The organism is Sandarakinorhabdus cyanobacteriorum (assembly GCF_002251755.1).
GTDB classification, from domain to species: Bacteria; Pseudomonadota; Alphaproteobacteria; order Sphingomonadales; family Sphingomonadaceae; genus Sandarakinorhabdus; species Sandarakinorhabdus cyanobacteriorum.
Genome location: NZ_NOXT01000115.1, coordinates 15,328 through 30,971, shown reverse-complemented (window position 1 = coordinate 30,971; position 15,644 = coordinate 15,328). Strand labels below are relative to the sequence as shown.

At 64.8% G+C, this 15,644-nt stretch carries 14 protein-coding genes and 1 pseudogene; 5 read left to right on the top strand and 10 right to left on the bottom strand.

All coding sequences use genetic code 11. The features are described 5' to 3' along the window. Positions 1 to 95: 95 nt before the first annotated feature. The 6 genes from CHU93_RS11200 to hisI all read right to left on the bottom strand — a co-directional run bounded on the left by CHU93_RS11200 (position 96) and on the right by hisI (position 5,156). Positions 96 to 1,307, bottom strand: a complete 1,212-nt coding sequence (locus CHU93_RS11200) for an acetyl-CoA C-acetyltransferase (protein WP_094474122.1) — start codon at positions 1,305 to 1,307, stop codon at positions 96 to 98. Between the two features lie 124 nt (positions 1,308 to 1,431). Continuing rightward, positions 1,432 to 3,225 carry an acyl-CoA dehydrogenase C-terminal domain-containing protein gene (locus CHU93_RS11195; protein ID WP_094474121.1) on the bottom strand — a complete coding sequence of 598 codons (1,794 nt, stop codon included), beginning with the start codon at positions 3,223 to 3,225 and terminating at the stop codon, positions 1,432 to 1,434. A 13-nt stretch (positions 3,226 to 3,238) separates the two neighbouring features. Beyond that, on the bottom strand, positions 3,239 to 3,703 hold the full coding sequence (locus CHU93_RS11190; RefSeq protein ID WP_243375578.1) for a MerR family transcriptional regulator: 465 nt from the start codon (positions 3,701 to 3,703) through the stop codon (positions 3,239 to 3,241). Between the two features lie 67 nt (positions 3,704 to 3,770). Beyond that, positions 3,771 to 4,082, bottom strand: a complete 312-nt coding sequence (locus CHU93_RS17325) for a hypothetical protein (protein WP_133064387.1) — start codon at positions 4,080 to 4,082, stop codon at positions 3,771 to 3,773. A 94-nt stretch (positions 4,083 to 4,176) separates the two neighbouring features. Continuing rightward, positions 4,177 to 4,797: a Rossmann-fold NAD(P)-binding domain-containing protein gene (locus CHU93_RS11185; protein WP_207759268.1), complete on the bottom strand. Its 621-nt coding sequence runs from the start codon at positions 4,795 to 4,797 to the stop codon at positions 4,177 to 4,179. After that, on the bottom strand, positions 4,797 to 5,156 hold the full coding sequence (gene hisI, locus CHU93_RS11180; RefSeq protein WP_094474120.1) for a phosphoribosyl-AMP cyclohydrolase: 360 nt from the start codon (positions 5,154 to 5,156) through the stop codon (positions 4,797 to 4,799). The genes CHU93_RS11185 and hisI overlap by 1 nt, the downstream gene beginning before the upstream one ends. A 98-nt stretch (positions 5,157 to 5,254) precedes the next feature. Between hisI and purF the strand changes: the two genes are divergently transcribed. Together purF and CHU93_RS11170 are read left to right on the top strand one after the other, a co-directional pair. Next, the gene (gene purF, locus CHU93_RS11175) at positions 5,255 to 6,712 is read left to right on the top strand and encodes an amidophosphoribosyltransferase (protein ID WP_094474189.1); all 1,458 of its coding nucleotides are present in this window, start codon (positions 5,255 to 5,257) and stop codon (positions 6,710 to 6,712) included. A 174-nt stretch (positions 6,713 to 6,886) separates the two neighbouring features. Beyond that, positions 6,887 to 7,561, top strand: coding sequence for an SDR family NAD(P)-dependent oxidoreductase (locus CHU93_RS11170; protein ID WP_086116045.1), 675 nt, complete (start codon positions 6,887 to 6,889; stop codon positions 7,559 to 7,561). A gap of 28 nt (positions 7,562 to 7,589) precedes the next feature. Here the strand turns inward: CHU93_RS11170 and def are convergent, their stop codons facing one another. After that, positions 7,590 to 8,141: a peptide deformylase gene (gene def, locus CHU93_RS11165; protein WP_094474119.1), complete on the bottom strand. Its 552-nt coding sequence runs from the start codon at positions 8,139 to 8,141 to the stop codon at positions 7,590 to 7,592. A gap of 218 nt (positions 8,142 to 8,359) precedes the next feature. Then, positions 8,360 to 11,095 (bottom strand): TonB-dependent receptor, encoded by a 2,736-nt coding sequence (locus CHU93_RS11160; RefSeq protein WP_243375575.1) that lies wholly within the window; start codon positions 11,093 to 11,095, stop codon positions 8,360 to 8,362. Between the two features lie 224 nt (positions 11,096 to 11,319). On the opposite strand from CHU93_RS11160, the gene CHU93_RS11155 reads away from it, so the two are divergent. Together CHU93_RS11155 and CHU93_RS11150 are read left to right on the top strand one after the other, a co-directional pair. After that, positions 11,320 to 12,093 carry a glucose 1-dehydrogenase gene (locus CHU93_RS11155; RefSeq protein WP_094474118.1) on the top strand — a complete coding sequence of 258 codons (774 nt, stop codon included), beginning with the start codon at positions 11,320 to 11,322 and terminating at the stop codon, positions 12,091 to 12,093. A gap of 73 nt (positions 12,094 to 12,166) precedes the next feature. Continuing rightward, complete coding sequence (locus tag CHU93_RS11150) at positions 12,167 to 13,114, top strand: AraC family transcriptional regulator (RefSeq protein WP_165768705.1); 948 nt, start codon at positions 12,167 to 12,169, stop codon at positions 13,112 to 13,114. On the opposite strand, the pseudogene CHU93_RS18270 reads toward CHU93_RS11150, so the two are convergent. Further along, positions 13,115 to 13,198, bottom strand: a pseudogene (locus tag CHU93_RS18270) (PEPxxWA-CTERM sorting domain-containing protein); the annotation flags it as partial. Between the two features lie 314 nt (positions 13,199 to 13,512). Beyond that, positions 13,513 to 14,217, bottom strand: coding sequence for a hypothetical protein (locus CHU93_RS11140; protein ID WP_165768703.1), 705 nt, complete (start codon positions 14,215 to 14,217; stop codon positions 13,513 to 13,515). Between the two features lie 91 nt (positions 14,218 to 14,308). Between CHU93_RS11140 and rlmN the strand changes: the two genes are divergently transcribed. Continuing rightward, on the top strand, positions 14,309 to 15,610 hold the full coding sequence (gene rlmN / locus CHU93_RS11135; protein ID WP_086116040.1) for a 23S rRNA (adenine(2503)-C(2))-methyltransferase RlmN: 1,302 nt from the start codon (positions 14,309 to 14,311) through the stop codon (positions 15,608 to 15,610). Positions 15,611 to 15,644: the final 34 nt, after the last annotated feature.

The window sequence follows — 15,644 nt, the reverse complement described above, 5'->3', positions numbered from 1 at the left end:
CAAAGCCGCCGAAAGGCGGCCCGCCGGCCGAGGGTGACGCGAGTCGGCGGTTTTCAGCCGTTTGCGTTGCAAACGCCTTCCAAACCGCGCGCCGCTTACACCCTCTCAATAATCGTCCCGGTGCCCATGCCGGCACCCACGCACAGGTTGACCAGCGCGGTGCCCTTGCCGGTGCGTTCCAGTTCGTCGAGCACGGTGCCCAGGATCATCGCGCCGGTGGCGCCCAGGGGGTGGCCCATGGCAATGGCGCCGCCGTTCACGTTGATCTTGTCATGCGGGATGTTGAGCGCCTGCATGAAGCGCAGCACGACCGACGCGAACGCCTCATTGAGTTCGAACAGGTCGATGTCATCCTTGGTCATGCCAGCGCGGGCCAGCACCTTGTTGGCGACGAATTCCGGGCCGGTGAGCATGATCATCGGCTCGCTGCCGATGCTGGCCATGGCGCGGATGCGGGCGCGGGGCTTCAGGCCATATTTCTCGCCCATCTCCTTGTTGCCGATCAGGATGGCGGCGGCGCCATCGACGATGCCGGACGAGTTGCCGCCGTGGTGGACATGGTTGATCTTCTCAACCTCCGGATAGCGCATCAGGGCGATGGCATCGAAGCCGGGCATCGCCTCACCGATGGCCTGGAAGCTGGGGGCAAGGCCGCCCAGCGATTGCATGTCGGTGTTGGGGCGCATATGCTCGTCATGGGCGAGCACGACTTCGCCGATCACATCCTTCACCGGCATGATCGAGCGCTTGAACCGCCCTTCGCTCCACGCCTGGGCAGCGCGGCGCTGCGATTCCACCGCATAGGCATCCACATCATTGCGGCTGAAGCCATATTTGGTGGCAATGAGGTCGGCGCCAATGCCCTGCGGCGCGAAATAGGTCTTGAAGGCGACCGACGGATCGGTGGCCCAGGCGGCGCCATCGCTGCCCATGGGCACGCGGGACATGGACTCTACGCCGCCGCCGATGGCGAACATGGCTTCGCCGGTCATCACCTTGGCGGCGGCCATGTTGGTGGCCTCCAGGCCAGAGGCGCAGAAGCGGTTGATCTGAACGCCGGCGGTGGTTTCGGCATAATCGGCGTTCAGCACGGCGATGCGGGCGATGTCGCTGCCCTGTTCGCCCACCGGGGAGACGCAGCCCAGCACCACATCGTCCACATCGGCGGTGTCGATATTGTTGCGGTCGCGCACCGCCTGCAGCACCTGGGTGGCCAGTTGCACCGGCGTGATTTCGTGCAGCTTGCCATCCTTGCGGCCCTTCCCGCGTGGGGTGCGGACGGTGTCGTAGATATAGGCTTCGGTCATTTTCTCTTCCCTTCTTGGCTCCCCTCCCGCCTGCGGGAGGGGCTGGGGGTGGGACTTCTACGCGTGGGGGCTTGCGGGTTCATTCCCACCCCCGACCCCTCCCGCAAGCGGGAGGGGAGCAGTGTCAGAACATCGCTTCCGGCAGCGCCATCACCACGTCGGCCCCGGCTTCCAGTTGGGCGCGCAGGGACGCGGTTTCGGGCAGCACGCGCGCGGCGAAATAGCGGGCGGTGATCAGCTTGGCGGTGTGGAAATCCGGATCGGTCGTGCCGGCATCGAGCGCGGCCTGCGACGCCATCGCCATCTTCAGCCACATATGGCCGAGCGCGGCATGGCCCAGCATGCGCATGAAGGCGGTGGCGCCGGCCCCGGCATTGTCGGGGTTGGCCATGCCATTCTGCAACAGCCACATGATGCCGGCCTGCACGTCAGCCAGCGCCTTGCCCAGCGGGGCGGTGAGGAAGGCCAGCCGGTCGTCCGCAGCGGCCGCTGCGAGATCGCTGCCCACCAGGCTGAGCCAGGCCTGGGTGCCGCGGCCGCCCTTGGCACCCAGCTTGCGGCCAACCAGGTCAAGCGCCTGGATGCCGTTGGTGCCTTCATAGATCATGGCGATGCGGGCATCGCGCACGAACTGTTCCATGCCCCATTCGGCGATATAGCCGTGGCCGCCCAGCACCTGCTGGCAGTTGGTGGCGACTTCATAGCCGCGATCGGTGCCATAGCCCTTGATGACCGGGGTGAGCAGGCTGATCAGGTTATCGGCCATCTCCCGCTCGGCGGCGTCGGGGGCCTTGCGCGACAGGTCGACCCGGATGGCACCCCACAGCACCAGCGCGCGCATGGCTTCGGTGAAGGCGCGCGCGTCCATCAGCATGCGGCGCACATCAGGGTGGACGATGATGGGATCGGCCTTGCCCTCGGGGTTCTTCGGCCCCGTCAGGCTGCGGCCCTGCAGACGGCCCTTGGCGTATTCGACAGCGTTCTGATAGGCGGCATCGGCCTGGGCGAGGCCCTGGATGCCGACCCCCAGCCGCGCTGCGTTCATCATAATGAACATGGCGGCGAGGCCCTTCATCTCCTCCCCCAGCATATAGCCGGTGGCGCCATCATAGTTCATCACGCAGGTGGCGTTGCCGTGGATGCCCATCTTGTGTTCGATGCTGCCGCACGACACGGCGTTGCGGGCGCCCAGGCTGCCATCATCATGCACAATAAACTTGGGCACGATGAACAGGCTGATGCCCTTCACGCTGTCCGGCGCGCCGGGGGTTTTCGCCAGCACCAGGTGGATGATGTTTTCCGACAGGTCATGCTCGCCGGCCGAAATGAAGATCTTGGTGCCGGTGATAGCATAGCTGCCGTCGGCATTGGGCTCGGCGCGGGTGCGGATCAGGCCAAGATCGGTGCCGCAGTGCGGCTCGGTCAGGTTCATGGTGCCGGTCCAGCGGCCCTGCACCATGTTGGGCAGCCATTTTGCCTTCTGCTCGGGGCTGCCCACCACCTCGATGGCGGCCTGCGCGCCTTCGGACAGGCCGGGATACATGCCGAACGCCATGTTGGAGGCGGCGATGAATTCCTGCATCACCGCACCGATGGTGTAGGGCAGGCCCTGGCCACCATGATGTTCGGAGGCAATGAGGCCGCCCCAGCCGCCATCGCAGAACGCCTTGTAGGCCGCCTTGAAGCCATCGGGCGCGGTCACGCTGCCATCGGGATGGCGGGTGCAGCCCTGTTGATCACCGGGGAGATTGAGCGGCGCCAGCACTTCGGCGCAGAATTTGCCGCCTTCATTGAGCACGGCCTCGACCAGATCGGGCGACACCGCCTCGAACCCCGGCACATGGGACTGGTTGTAGAGGCCGGCCACGGCCTCCAGCACGAACAGCGTGTCTTTGACGGGGGCGCGGTAGAAGGGCATGGCGGGCTCGTTCTCAGGCTTTCAATGATTGTTCGACGATGTCGCAGAATTGTTGCAGTTCCTGGATGGTCGCATCGATATCAGCGCGCTGTTCGGTGAGGAGCGCGATGCGGGCGCGGCATTTTTCCAGGGTGACGCGCTTTTGCGTCTGGCGGTGATCGCCAACGTCATAAAGATCGATCATCTCGCGGATTTCGGCGAGGGAGAAGCCGACATTCTTTGCCCGCAGGATCCACGCCAGCCGGGCGCGATCGCGGCGGGAATAGATGCGGTTCTGCCCCTGCCGCTCCGGCGCGATCAGGCCCTGATCCTCATAGAAGCGGATGGCACGCGGCGTGATGTTGAACGCCAGCGCCAGTTCGGTGATCGAAAAATGGCTGGCATCGCCGGCGGCCGGCGGGGCGGGCGCGGTGGCAAAGGCATGCAGCAGGGCCGCTGCCTCATCATCCGTGCGGGAAACCTCAGCCGGCTTGCTCATCGGAATGAGGGGTAGTTGACGTTTACGTAAAGGTCAAGCTGGCGATGGCGCGGTTGCTGTGGCGGAACTAACGCATCTTTAGCTTGAGATTGAGCCGATCAATGGCGGCCATGATCTTCAGGGCAACCAACCCGAAAAGGGAGAACAGGAAGACCGACACGGAAATTACGAAGCTGCTGATGGCTATGTCCTGGAATCGCGAGCCGCTCCCGAATCCAAGGAATGGTCCTGGCATTCCAACCATCCAGGCAGCCGAATGAAACGTTATGAAAAACAACCCAGCAGCAGCCGCAATGGCAGCAAGCAGTTTAACCAGTGATCGATAAGGAATCTCTCGGACAGAGGTATAGTCTCCATCTTCATCAGAAAGATAATCCACTGCATACGCCCTATTTTCTGCTAAAACCCAATATTATCGCCAAATACCACAACTTGCAAACCAATTGAAATGGTTCCAATATTGCATGAGACAGTCAGCGCAGCGTCGCCGCGCTCACTGAGATGCTGCGGTTGGTGTGGCGGAAGACGCCGGGTTCGCTGCGCTGGGTCAGCGTTACGATCGCCTGCGCGACTGCCTGTGCCGGCAAGCTGCCGAGGTGGCGCGGCAGGGCGAGGTCCATCAGCGGAGCGGCGGCTTGCAGGAAGCGCTCGACTGGGCGGCGTTCACTGCGGGGGCCGATGAGGAGGCCGGGCTGGAGAATGTCGAGGCGGGTGAAGGCCATGGCGGCCAGGGCTGCCTCCACTTCGCCCTTGGTGCGCGGGTAGAGCAGGCCGGACTTCGGGTTGGCGCCGACGCTGCTGACCAGGATGAAGTGGGTGACCCCGGCAGCCTGCGCGGCGCGGGCGAAGGCGAGGACGGCGTCGTGGTCGACGGCGCGGAAGGCGGCGTCGCTGCCGGCCTTGGCGCGGGTGGTGCCGAGCGCGCAGACCGCGACCTGGGCCGGGGGCAATGGCGGAAGATCGTCAAAATCGGCGACCACGCCGGGCCGGCCGGGGATGGGTCGGCGCGAAACCGGGATTGCATCGGGGCAGCGCGCCAGCACCAGACCGCCTATCAGCCCGGTCGCCCCTGCAAGAAGGACCCTTGGCAACATCACAGCATCACCAGCCGCCCGCCATCGAGCCGGCGGTAGAAGCAGTTCACCCGGCCGGTGTGGCAGGCGGGGCCGGCCGGTTCGACCAGCAGCAGCAGGCAATCCTGGTCACAATCCACGCGGATTTCGACCACGCGCTGGATGGCGCCGCTGGTCGCCCCCTTGTGCCACAATTCGCGGCGGCTGCGGCTCCAGTAATGCGCCTCGCCCGTGGCAAGCGTGGCGGCCAGCGCATCGGGGTTCATGTGGGCGACCATCAACACGGCGCCGGATTGGGCGTCCACGGCGACGGCCGTCAACAGGCCATCGGCGCCCCAGCGGGGTTGGAATTCCAGGCTTTCGTCCAGCGAATGGCTCATGTGACACTTTCATCACAACACGGGGGGCGACAAAGCCCCGGCTCCGACCTATATGGCGCGGCATCTGCCGAAAGACAAAGGCCGCCCACATGGACCAGATGCTCACCACCGACCCGTGGGAACAGGATCATCTCCACGAGGAATGCGGCGTGTTCGGCGTTTATGGCGCAGAAGGTGCCGCCGCGCTGGTGGCGCTGGGCCTGCACGCGCTGCAGCACCGCGGCCAGGAAGCCGCCGGCATCACCAGTTTCGATGGCAAGGATTTCCACACCCACCGCGCCATGGGCCATGTGGCGGGCAATTTCGACAATGATGCGGTGATCAACAAGCTGAAGGGCGAGATCGCCATCGGCCACAACCGCTATTCCACCACCGGCGAAACCGCGCTCAGGAACGTGCAGCCGCTGTTTGCCGAACTGGCATCGGGCGGCTTCTCGGTTGCCCACAACGGCAATATTTCCAACGCGATGACCCTGCGGCGCGAGCTGGTGCGGCGCGGCGCGATCTTTCAATCGACCAGCGATACCGAGGTGATCATCCACCTCGTCGCCACCTCGTCCTATCGCACCCTGCTCGACCGTTTCATCGATGCGCTGAAGCGGGTGGAGGGCGCCTACAGCCTGATCTGCCTCACCGCCGAGGGCATGCTGGCCTGCCGCGATCCGCTGGGCATCAGGCCGCTCGTGCTGGGCCGGTTGGGCGATAGCTATATCCTCGCCTCCGAAACCGTGGCGCTCGACATGGTGGGCGCGACCTTCCTGCGTTCGGTGGAGCCAGGCGAGCTGATCATCATCACCGGGCGTGGCCTGCGCTCGATCCGGCCGTTTGCGCCGCAGCGGGCGCGGCCCTGCATCTTTGAGCATGTCTATTTCAGCCGGCCCGATTCGATGATGGACGGCAGCAGCGTTTATGAAGTGCGCAAGCGCATCGGCGCGGAGCTCGCCCGCGAGAACCCGGTGGAGGCCGACATGGTGGTGCCGGTGCCGGACAGCGGCGTGCCCGGCGCCATCGGCTATGCCCAGGAGAGCGGCATTCCCTTCGAATTGGGCATCATCCGCAGCCATTATATCGGCCGCACCTTCATCCAGCCCGGCGACCAGATCCGCAACCTGGGCGTGAAGCTGAAGCACAATGCCAACCGCGCGCTGATCGCCGGCAAGCGCATCGTGCTGATCGATGATTCGATCGTGCGCGGCACCACCAGCGTGAAGATCGTGCAGATGCTGCGCGAGGCCGGGGCGGAGGAGGTGCACATGCGCATCGCCAGCCCGCCGTATCGGCACAGCTGTTTCTATGGGGTCGACACGCCGGAACGCGCCAAGCTGCTGGCCGCGCAGATGGATGTCGAGCGCATGCGCGATTTCATCAAGGTGGACAGCCTGGCCTTCCTGTCGATCGACGGCCTGTATCGCGCCGTCGGCGAGCCGGTGCGCGACGAGCATGCCCCGCAATATTGCGATGCCTGCTTCACCGGCGATTACCCCACCCGCCTGACCGATCAGGAAGAGGTGGAGGTGCCGGACCAGCTGAGCCTGCTGGCGGAAAGGGTGATCTAAGGTCCTCCCCAAACATGTTTGGGGAGGTGCCGAGCGCAGCGAAGCGGAGGGGCTGAGACGGAGGGGCTCTGGCGCCACACACCCCTCCACCGCCGTTCCGGCGGTCCCCCTCCCCAAACAAGTTTGGGGAGGATCATGCTTGCCCCCCTGCCCCGCCCAGCCTAAGGCCCGCCAATGACCGACACGACCGACAAGAAGATCGCCCTCGTCACCGGGGCCAGCCGTGGCATTGGCGCGGCGACTGCCGAATTGCTGGCCGCCGAAGGCTGGCATGTCATCCTCACCGCCCGCAGCGAAGGCGCGCTGGGCCAGGTGGATGACAGGATCCATGCCGCCGGCGGCACCGCCACCATCGCGCCCTTTGACCTGAATGATCTTGATGCCATCGACCGGCTGGGCAACGCCGTCGGTGCGCGCTGGGGCCGGCTCGACGCGCTGATCCTGAATGCGGCGCAGCTCGGCACACTGGCCCCTGTGCCCCACCTGGACCGCAAGGAGTGGGACAAGCTGATCGCCATCAACCTGACGGCGAACTGGCGGTTGCTGGCGGCATTTGATCCCTGGCTGCGCCAGTCGGCGGCCGGCGATGTGGTGGCGGTCACCTCCTCGGTCGGGTCCAAGCCGCGCGCCTATTGGGGCGGCTATGCCGCGACCAAGGCGGCGCTTGAGAATCTGGTCGCCACCTATGGCGCCGAGGTTGGCAACATCAGCCAGATCCGCACCCACATCATCGATCCCGGCGCCACCCGCACCACGATGCGCGCCCGCGCCTATCCGGGCGAAGACCCGGCCAAGGTGAAGCCGCCGGAGGATGCGGCGCGGATGATCCTGGATGCGCTGAAGCGGTGAATGATCATCCCCTTCTGGGGGAGGAGCTTCAACCCCGGACGCGGCGGAGTTTTTCCAGCTTCTTCAGCAGCATGTCGCGCTTCAGCTTGCTGAGGTGATCGATGAACAGCACGCCGTTCAGATGGTCCATCTCATGCTGCAGGCAGGTGGCGAGCAGGCCGTCCAGCTCCTCATCATGGGCCTGGCCTTGTTCATCGAGCCATGTCACCCGGATGCGGGCCGGGCGCTGCACATCGGCGTACATTTCGGGCACCGACAAACAGCCTTCGGAATAGACCGACAGTTCGGGCGATTCCCAGGTGATCTCGGGATTGATGAACACCCGCGGTTCGCGCATGCGCTTGATGTCTTCGGGGCGGGCATCATCGGGCGTGCCGTCTTCTTCGGGCTGCAGATCGATCACCAGGATGCGTTCGGCCACGCCGACCTGGATGGCGGCAAGGCCGATGCCCGGCGCGTCATACATCGTTTCGAACATGTCGGCGATCAGGGTGCGATGCGCGTCGGTGACGGTCTCGACCGGCTTGCTGATCTGCTTCAGGCGCGGATCGGGCGTTTCGATGATGGGGAGGATGGCCATGGGCTGCGAGGTATGGCGGTCGGGGGTTGGCGTCAAGGGTTGGGGGTTCTGGGGAAGGAAGAAGGAAGCAAGGGCGTCGCGGCAGAGGGCCGTCGCGGCAAAGCCGCGCCGTCAGACGACACAAAGAAAGGGCGGCCTGTTGGGGCCGCCCTTTTTTGTCGCTGGCCGATCTTGCCGGAGTCGGAAAATAGCTGCGCTATTTTCGCGCCCGGTGGCGATCAGAACATGCTGCGCAGGGTGATGCCATAGGTACGCGGCTCGCCCGGGAAAGCGATGAACAGGCCGTTGGCATTGGGCGCGAAGCCGCGGGCCACCTGGCGGAAGGTCGCCCCGCCCTGCAGCGGCGCATCCGCCGAAACCTGGGCATATTGGGTGTTCAGCAGATTCTGCGCCCAGAACTCAACGCCCCAGATGCGATCCTTGCCATAGAGGCCAAGCCGCGCGTTCATCACGCCAAAGCCCGGCTCTTCCTTTTCGAAATCCAGATCGGAACCGGTGTTGAACTTCGACATGTAGCGATAATCGACATAGACCAGCGCCGACAGCGTGTCGTTGATCGGCGGCGTCCAGCTGAAGCTGGTGGTCACCACATGCGGCGAGGCATTGGACAGCAACTGACCCGGCAGCTGGAACAGCGTGGGCGCCAGGCTGCTGCCGTTGGTGCCGGTCATGTTCCGGGCATAGCGGCTTTCGGCATAGGTATAGCCAAGGCCGATGTTGACGTGCCGCACCGGGTTGAGGAAGGCTTCCAGTTCGATGCCCTTGGAGATCAGGCCGGGGCCGACGCGATCGGCCGGGCAGGTGGAATTGCCGGCGGTGAGATCGCGATCCCGCCCGCCCAGATCATCCTGGCAGCCGCCGACATTGGCCACCTCAAAGTTCACGCCGTTGAAGGTGTTCAGCTGGAAATTGCTGAATTCCTGATAGAACAGCGCGGCATTGAGGCGGAAACCCTTGAAGTTCAGCTTGGCACCGATTTCATAGGCGTCCACATCTTCGGCATTGAACAGCAGATCGGTCGGCCGCGGATTGTTGGCCACCAGTGCCGAGGTGTCGAGGTTGAAGCCACCCGCCTTGTAGCCACGCGAGTAGGACAGGTAGGTGAGCACCTCGCGGCTGGGCGTGAAGGTGAGCACGGCGGTGCCGGTCACGCGATCCTCGTTCAGGGTGGCGCCCGGAGCGGTGCGGTTGAAACCGGGGCCGGCGGTGCCATTGACCACGCACGGCAGGTTGGCCAGCGCCGCCAGCGGCGAGGCGCGCAGGGCGGCGCAGAAGCCGTTGTTGGCGTTGAACCGCGTGTCGAGGAACTTCTGCTCGTTGGTGTACCGCAGGCCCAGCGTCAGGCTCAGCTTGTCCGGGATCAGCTTGATCACATTGTGGGTGAAGAAGGCATAGTTGCGGCTGCGCTGGCGGAATTCATTGTTCACGACGCCGGTGCCATTCATCAGATTCTGGCCGGCCGGGGTGACATAACCGATCTGCGAGGCGATGTTGTAGAAGCCGCCACGCGTATCGATCGGCCGGCCGGGGATAAGGGCACCCTGCCCCGACAGCGCCGCGATCTGGGCACCGGTGGAGCCGCCGATGGCACTGGCAAGGCCCGCGGCGAGCGGCCGGTTGAAGCAGCTGCTGTCCGCCGTGTTGATCAGGCCCAATTGGCCGGTGGCACGGGCAAATGTATCGGCCAGCACACAGTTGGCATAGCGTTCATAGTCGTTGCCATATTTCCCATCATCATCGGCCGACAGGATTTCATCGGCGTAATAGGCACCCACCAGCCAGTCGAGCCGATCGTTGAAGGCGGTGCCCTGCAGACGCAGTTCCTGGGTGAAGGTGCTGAATTTGCGGTCCTGATCGCGGCGGCGCAGGATATCGAGGCTGTTGAAGTCGAGATCCTGGCCAGCCTTGTTCTTGAACTGGCGATAGGCGGTGATGGAGGTGAGGTTCACACCGCCCAGCGCCCAGTTGACTTCGCCAGACAGGCCCCAATCGCGCGTGGCCTGGAAATAGCCTTCACCACGGGTGATGGCGGTGTCGCGGACAAACCGGCTGCCATCGGTGGGCAGCGGGATGGTGCCGCCCAACCCGCGCACGATGCCCAGGATGGTGCTGGGTGTCGTGTTCACATTGCCCTGGGCGTCGCGCACCAGATTGTTGGCCGGCAGGAAGGCGGCGCCGCAGCATTCCTCGTCCTTGCTGTTGTAATCGCCGATGATGCGGATGGTCAGATCCTCGGTCGGCTTGGCCAGCAATTGGCCGCGCAGCAGCCAGCGGTTGCGATCGGCGAGCGTGCGGCCCGACACGACATCGCGCAGGAAGCCGTCACGCTCGTTCCACAGGCCATCGATGCGGAAGGCCAGCTTGTCACCCAGGATGGGGCCGGTCAGGCTGCCCATCAGGCGCTTGTTGTCGTAGTTGCCGTAGGTGGCTTCGACGATGCCGCCAAATTCGAACTTGGGCTGGGCGGTGGTGATGCTGATCAGACCCGCCGAGGCGTTGCGCCCGAACAGCGTGCCCTGCGGGCCGCGCAGGATTTCAATCCGCTCCAGCTCGCCCAGATCGGTGAGGCCAACGCCGGTGCGGCTGCGATAGACGCCATCGATGAACACCGCGACCGAGCTTTCGAGGCCCGGGTTCTCGCCGACGGTGCCGATGCCGCGCACACGCGCCGCGCCGTTGGATTCGTTGGTGGCCGACGACACCAGCAGCGACGGCGCCAGCTGGGCGATCTGGCGGATGTCGTTGCCACCCGAATTGCGCAGCTGTTCCATGGTGACGGCCGTGACCGCGATCGGGATCTTCGACAGGCCTTCGGAGCGGCGGGTGGCCGTGACGATGATTTCACCCGATTCCACCACATCGTCCTGCGCGGTCTGCGCCGGCTGCGCCTCTTGCGCCAGGGCGGCGGCAGGCAGCAGCAGGGCGGCGGTGGTGGCAAGCAGCAATTGGCGCATGACAATCTCCCAAGTGGTGATGCGACTGGCCGGTGGAGTCCGGCTCAAATTTGTGACAGGAAATGCTAACCCACTTTGCACGCTTGTGAAAGTGCGACATTTGCGTGCGCACGCAAACATCGGCCTGTGTTGCACACGTGTCACACTGGCAGTGCAGTTGAGAGGTTGCGCCGGGCCGCCAGCCGGGGCAGCGTGCGGCAAAGACCATCTGGGGAGAGACACGCATGAACCGTCTGGCAGGCAAGATCGCGCTGATCACCGGCGCCGCACAGGGGCTGGGCGAGGCGATGGCCCGGCGCATGGCGCAGGAAGGCGCCCGCCTGGTGCTGACCGACATCAACGAGGCCGGGGTGAAGGCGGTGGCGGCCAGCATCGGGGATGCCGCCGTGGCCTGCCGCCATGATGTGACCAGCCCGGATGACTGGGCCGCCGCCATCGCCTTTGCCGAAGAAAAATGGGGCGGGTTCCATGTGCTGGTCAACAATGCCGGCATCGCGGGTGGATCGACCGTGGAAGCCACCGATTTCGACACCTGGAAGCGCGTGCATTCGATCGATCTGGACAGCGTGTTCCTGGGCTGCAAGCTGTCGTTGCCGGTGATGGCCCGCACCGTGCGCGAAACCGGGGTGCGCGGCAGCATCATCAACCTGTCCAGCATCGCCGGCGTGATCGCGGCGCACAATTCGGCCGCCTACAACAGCGCCAAGGCCGCCGTGCGCCACCTGACCAAATCGGTGGCGCTGCATTGCGCGAAGCAGCAATATCGCATCACCTGCAACAGCATCCACCCGGTGTTCATCGACACGCCGATCCTGGATGGCATCACAAGCGCGCTGGGCCGCGAGGCGGGCCTGGCCAAGCTGGGCCGCCAGATCCCGCTGGGGGCCGTGGGCGAACCCGATGATATTGCCTGGGCCGCCGTCTATCTGGCCAGTGACGAGGCCAAGATGGTGACCGGCCATGGCCTTTATGTGGATGGCGGCATCAGCGCGATGTGAGCCAGGAGTAATCAAAAGGGGGATCGCAGCCGCCACCCGGACGCCCAGTGTTGCATCAACAAGGGGGGTCGCGATGAACATGATGCTGGCACGGGTGGCGCGTGGAGCGCTTGACGAAGGGGCGGCGCTTGCGCCGGCCCGGCAATCCCAGCCGCTGGCGGCAGCGCCAGCCGAACCACAGGTGTGCTTTGCCCTGCCGGCGCCGGCGCTGCGGCCGCTGATCACCACCTATTACCGGGTGGTCGCCCCCGCCCCGCTGGAGGATTATCTGCACCCCGAATGGGGCAATATCCGCTTTTCGATCCGCGGCCAGTGGACGGTGACACGGCCGGGCTGCAACGATCCGATGCCGGAACGCGCCAGCCTGTTCGGGCCGACCGACCGCACCGGCATGGTGCGCACACCGGGCGATGCCGCCAGCCTGGGGATCGGGCTGACCGCGCTTGGCTGGGCACAGCTGATCGGCGAGCCGGCGGACCGCCATGCCAACCGGGTGTGCGATCTGGGCCATGTGTATGGGGCGGCGGCTGACCAGTTGTGGCAGCAATTCCAAACAGCGGACTGGTCCGCTTCGGTGGCGTTGCTCGATGGGTTTTTCACCGGCCGCGCGGCTGCCGCGCCGCCGCCAGACCCGCTGATCGCCGCGGTGGAGGCGGCGCTGGTGGATGGCGAGATCGGCACCGCCCATGATTTCGCCGCCAGCCTGGGCCTGAACGAGCGCACCCTGGCGCGCCTGTGCCAGCGGGTGTTCGGCTTCCCCCCCAAGCGGCTGTTGCGCCGCCAGCGCTTCCTGCGCACGCTGGCCGATATTGGCGACCGGCTGGATCAACCGCTGGCCACGCTGCTCGACGGCAGTTACTTCGACCAGCCGCACTTCAACCGTGAGTTCAAGGCCTATATGGGCATGACGCCTTCGGCCTATTTTCACTCACCGCGCCAGATCATGCGCCGCGCCGCCGTGGAACGCATGCGCACCGCCGGCGCCATGGTGCAGGGATTGCATCACATGAAGGCGGACTGACCGGCGACGCTGGAGAGCGCCGATCAGGCCAAAGCCGGCGATCAACATCGCCCAGCTTGCCGGCTCGGGGACAGCGCCGTGGCTTGACGGATCAAGCAAGAAGGCCGTTTCGCGGCCGTTGCGATAGCCATAGCCCACGATCTGTCCGGCATCATTCACGCCAACAGCGAAACTGCTGCTGAAATCTGCCAAGGCCGGCACAAGCCCGATCAGATCAACCGGTTGGTCATTGATCCACAGCTGGGCGCGACTGCTGAAGCCATCGGGGTCGTAAGACCCAACCACCCAGCCATTGGCGTTGATGGCGCTGGCCGAAGTGGCCATGCCGGGCAGTGACAGGGCGTTCATCACGCCATTGCGCCACACAAAGGCTGACCAGACGCCAGCATTGGTGGTCGTCACACCCACAATATCGCCCTGGTCATTGATGTGTCGGACGCATAGGAGTCGCTGTTCCCAAGGGAACCCAGGATGGTCATGGCGCCAGCTTCCCAGCGAAAGGCCTGCGTCTCGCCCGTCAGCGTGCGGACGTTGCCAACAACGACATCGCTGTTGTTCACGTCTGTCGCCGTTGGCTGGTTTCCGCCGGGTCCGATGATCGGGGTGACATTGCCTGCCTGCCACAGCATGGCACCGGCCGAGCCATTGGGTCCGCTGACGTTGACCAGGACCTTACCCGCATCATTGATGCCAAATGCGTCGGTTGATCGGCCCTGGGGGTCTTCGATGAAGGTCATGCTGCCATCCGGATTGCGGACAAAGGCCCGAAATCCGTTGCCCGTGAACTGGGTACCGGCAATCTGGCCGGAGAGATTGAGCGAATCTGGCCGCAACGACCCATCAGGCACCAGCGTCCGGGTGCCATTCTGAGAGAGGATCACGCCCTGCGGCGTGCTGGCCCGGAAACCGACAATCAGGCCATTGTTGTTGATGCCATTCACAAACTCCATGCCCAACGTGCCCGAACGCAGGCTGGTGAAGCGGAACGACGGCAGCGGACTGGTGGCAAACGCGGGTCCAGACACAATTGCGGCACCAAGCAAAGCAGCGGCAATACGAGCGAACATGAACCCTCCATTGCTATGATGCGTGTTCTTAACCACCCGGCGTTTTCTGTCAAAGTGGTAACATCGCCGAGCCTCGCCTGGCGCCCATGGCTTTGCAACCCGGCCGTTGTGGCCTATAGGCCGCGCGATGCAGATCATTGGTCATGTTCCCGGCCCGTCGGACCCCCTGGTGGTGCCGCGCAAGACGCCGCAACGTCCAGACGGCAAGACCGATCTGGTCGGGCTGGACCGGCCGGCGATTGCCGCCGCGCTGGAAGCCATTGGCCTTGATGCCAAGACCGCCCGCATGCGCAGCCGCCAGCTGTGGCACTGGATCTATCACCGTGGCGCCACCGATTTTGGCGCCATGGCCAATATCGCCAAGGATCATCGCGCGCTGTTTGCGACCCATTTCGTGGTTGGTCGCCCGGAAGTGGTGACGGCGCAGGCCAGCAGCGACGGCACCCGCAAATGGCTGCTGCGCTTTGCCGATGGCGAGGAAGCCGAATGCGTGTTCATCCCGGATGCGACGCGCGGCACGCTGTGCGTGTCGAGCCAGGTTGGCTGCACGCTCAATTGCCGTTTCTGCCACACCGGCACGATGAAGCTGGTGCGCAACCTCACCCCGGCCGAGATCGTCGGCCAGGTGATGTTGGCGCGCGACGCGCTGGGCGAATGGCCGGGCGCCACGCCGGTGCCGATCGTGCGCCCGCTCGCCAACGATGTCGCCGATGATGACGATGATGATGTGTGGGTGCCTGGCGCCCACAATCCCGGCAACAATTACACGCCGGAAGGCCGCATGCTCACCAACATCGTGATGATGGGCATGGGCGAGCCGCTCTATAATTTCGACAATGTGAAGGCGGCGCTGCAGATCGTCATGGATGGCGAGGGGCTGGGCCTGTCCAAGCGGCGCATCACCCTGTCGACCAGCGGCGTGGTGCCGATGATGGTGCGCGCCGGCAACGAGATTGGCGTGAACCTCGCCGTGTCGCTGCACGCCGTCACCAAGGAAATCCGCGACGAGATCGTGCCGCTCAATCGCAAATATGGCATCGAGCAGCTGCTGGAGGCCTGCGCCGCCTATCCGGGCGCCAACAACGCCCGGCGGATCACGTTCGAATATGTCATGCTGGCCGGCAAGAACGACAGCGACGAGGATGCCCGCGAGCTGGTGCGGCTGATCCGCAAATATCGCCTGCCGGCCAAGGTCAACCTGATCCCGTTCAACCCGTGGCCGGGCAGCTTCTACGAATGCTCGTCCAACGAGCGGATCAAGGCCTTTTCGGACATCATCTTCAAGGCCGGCATCTCCGCCCCGGTGCGCACCCCGCGCGGGCGGGACATCATGGCCGCCTGCGGCCAGCTGAAATCGGCATCCGAAAAGATCAGCCGCGCTGAGCTGGACAAGCGCGCGGCGGAGAAGGAATTAAGCTGGACCTTGTGAGCGGATGCCTCCCCTCCCGCTGACGGGAGGAGAG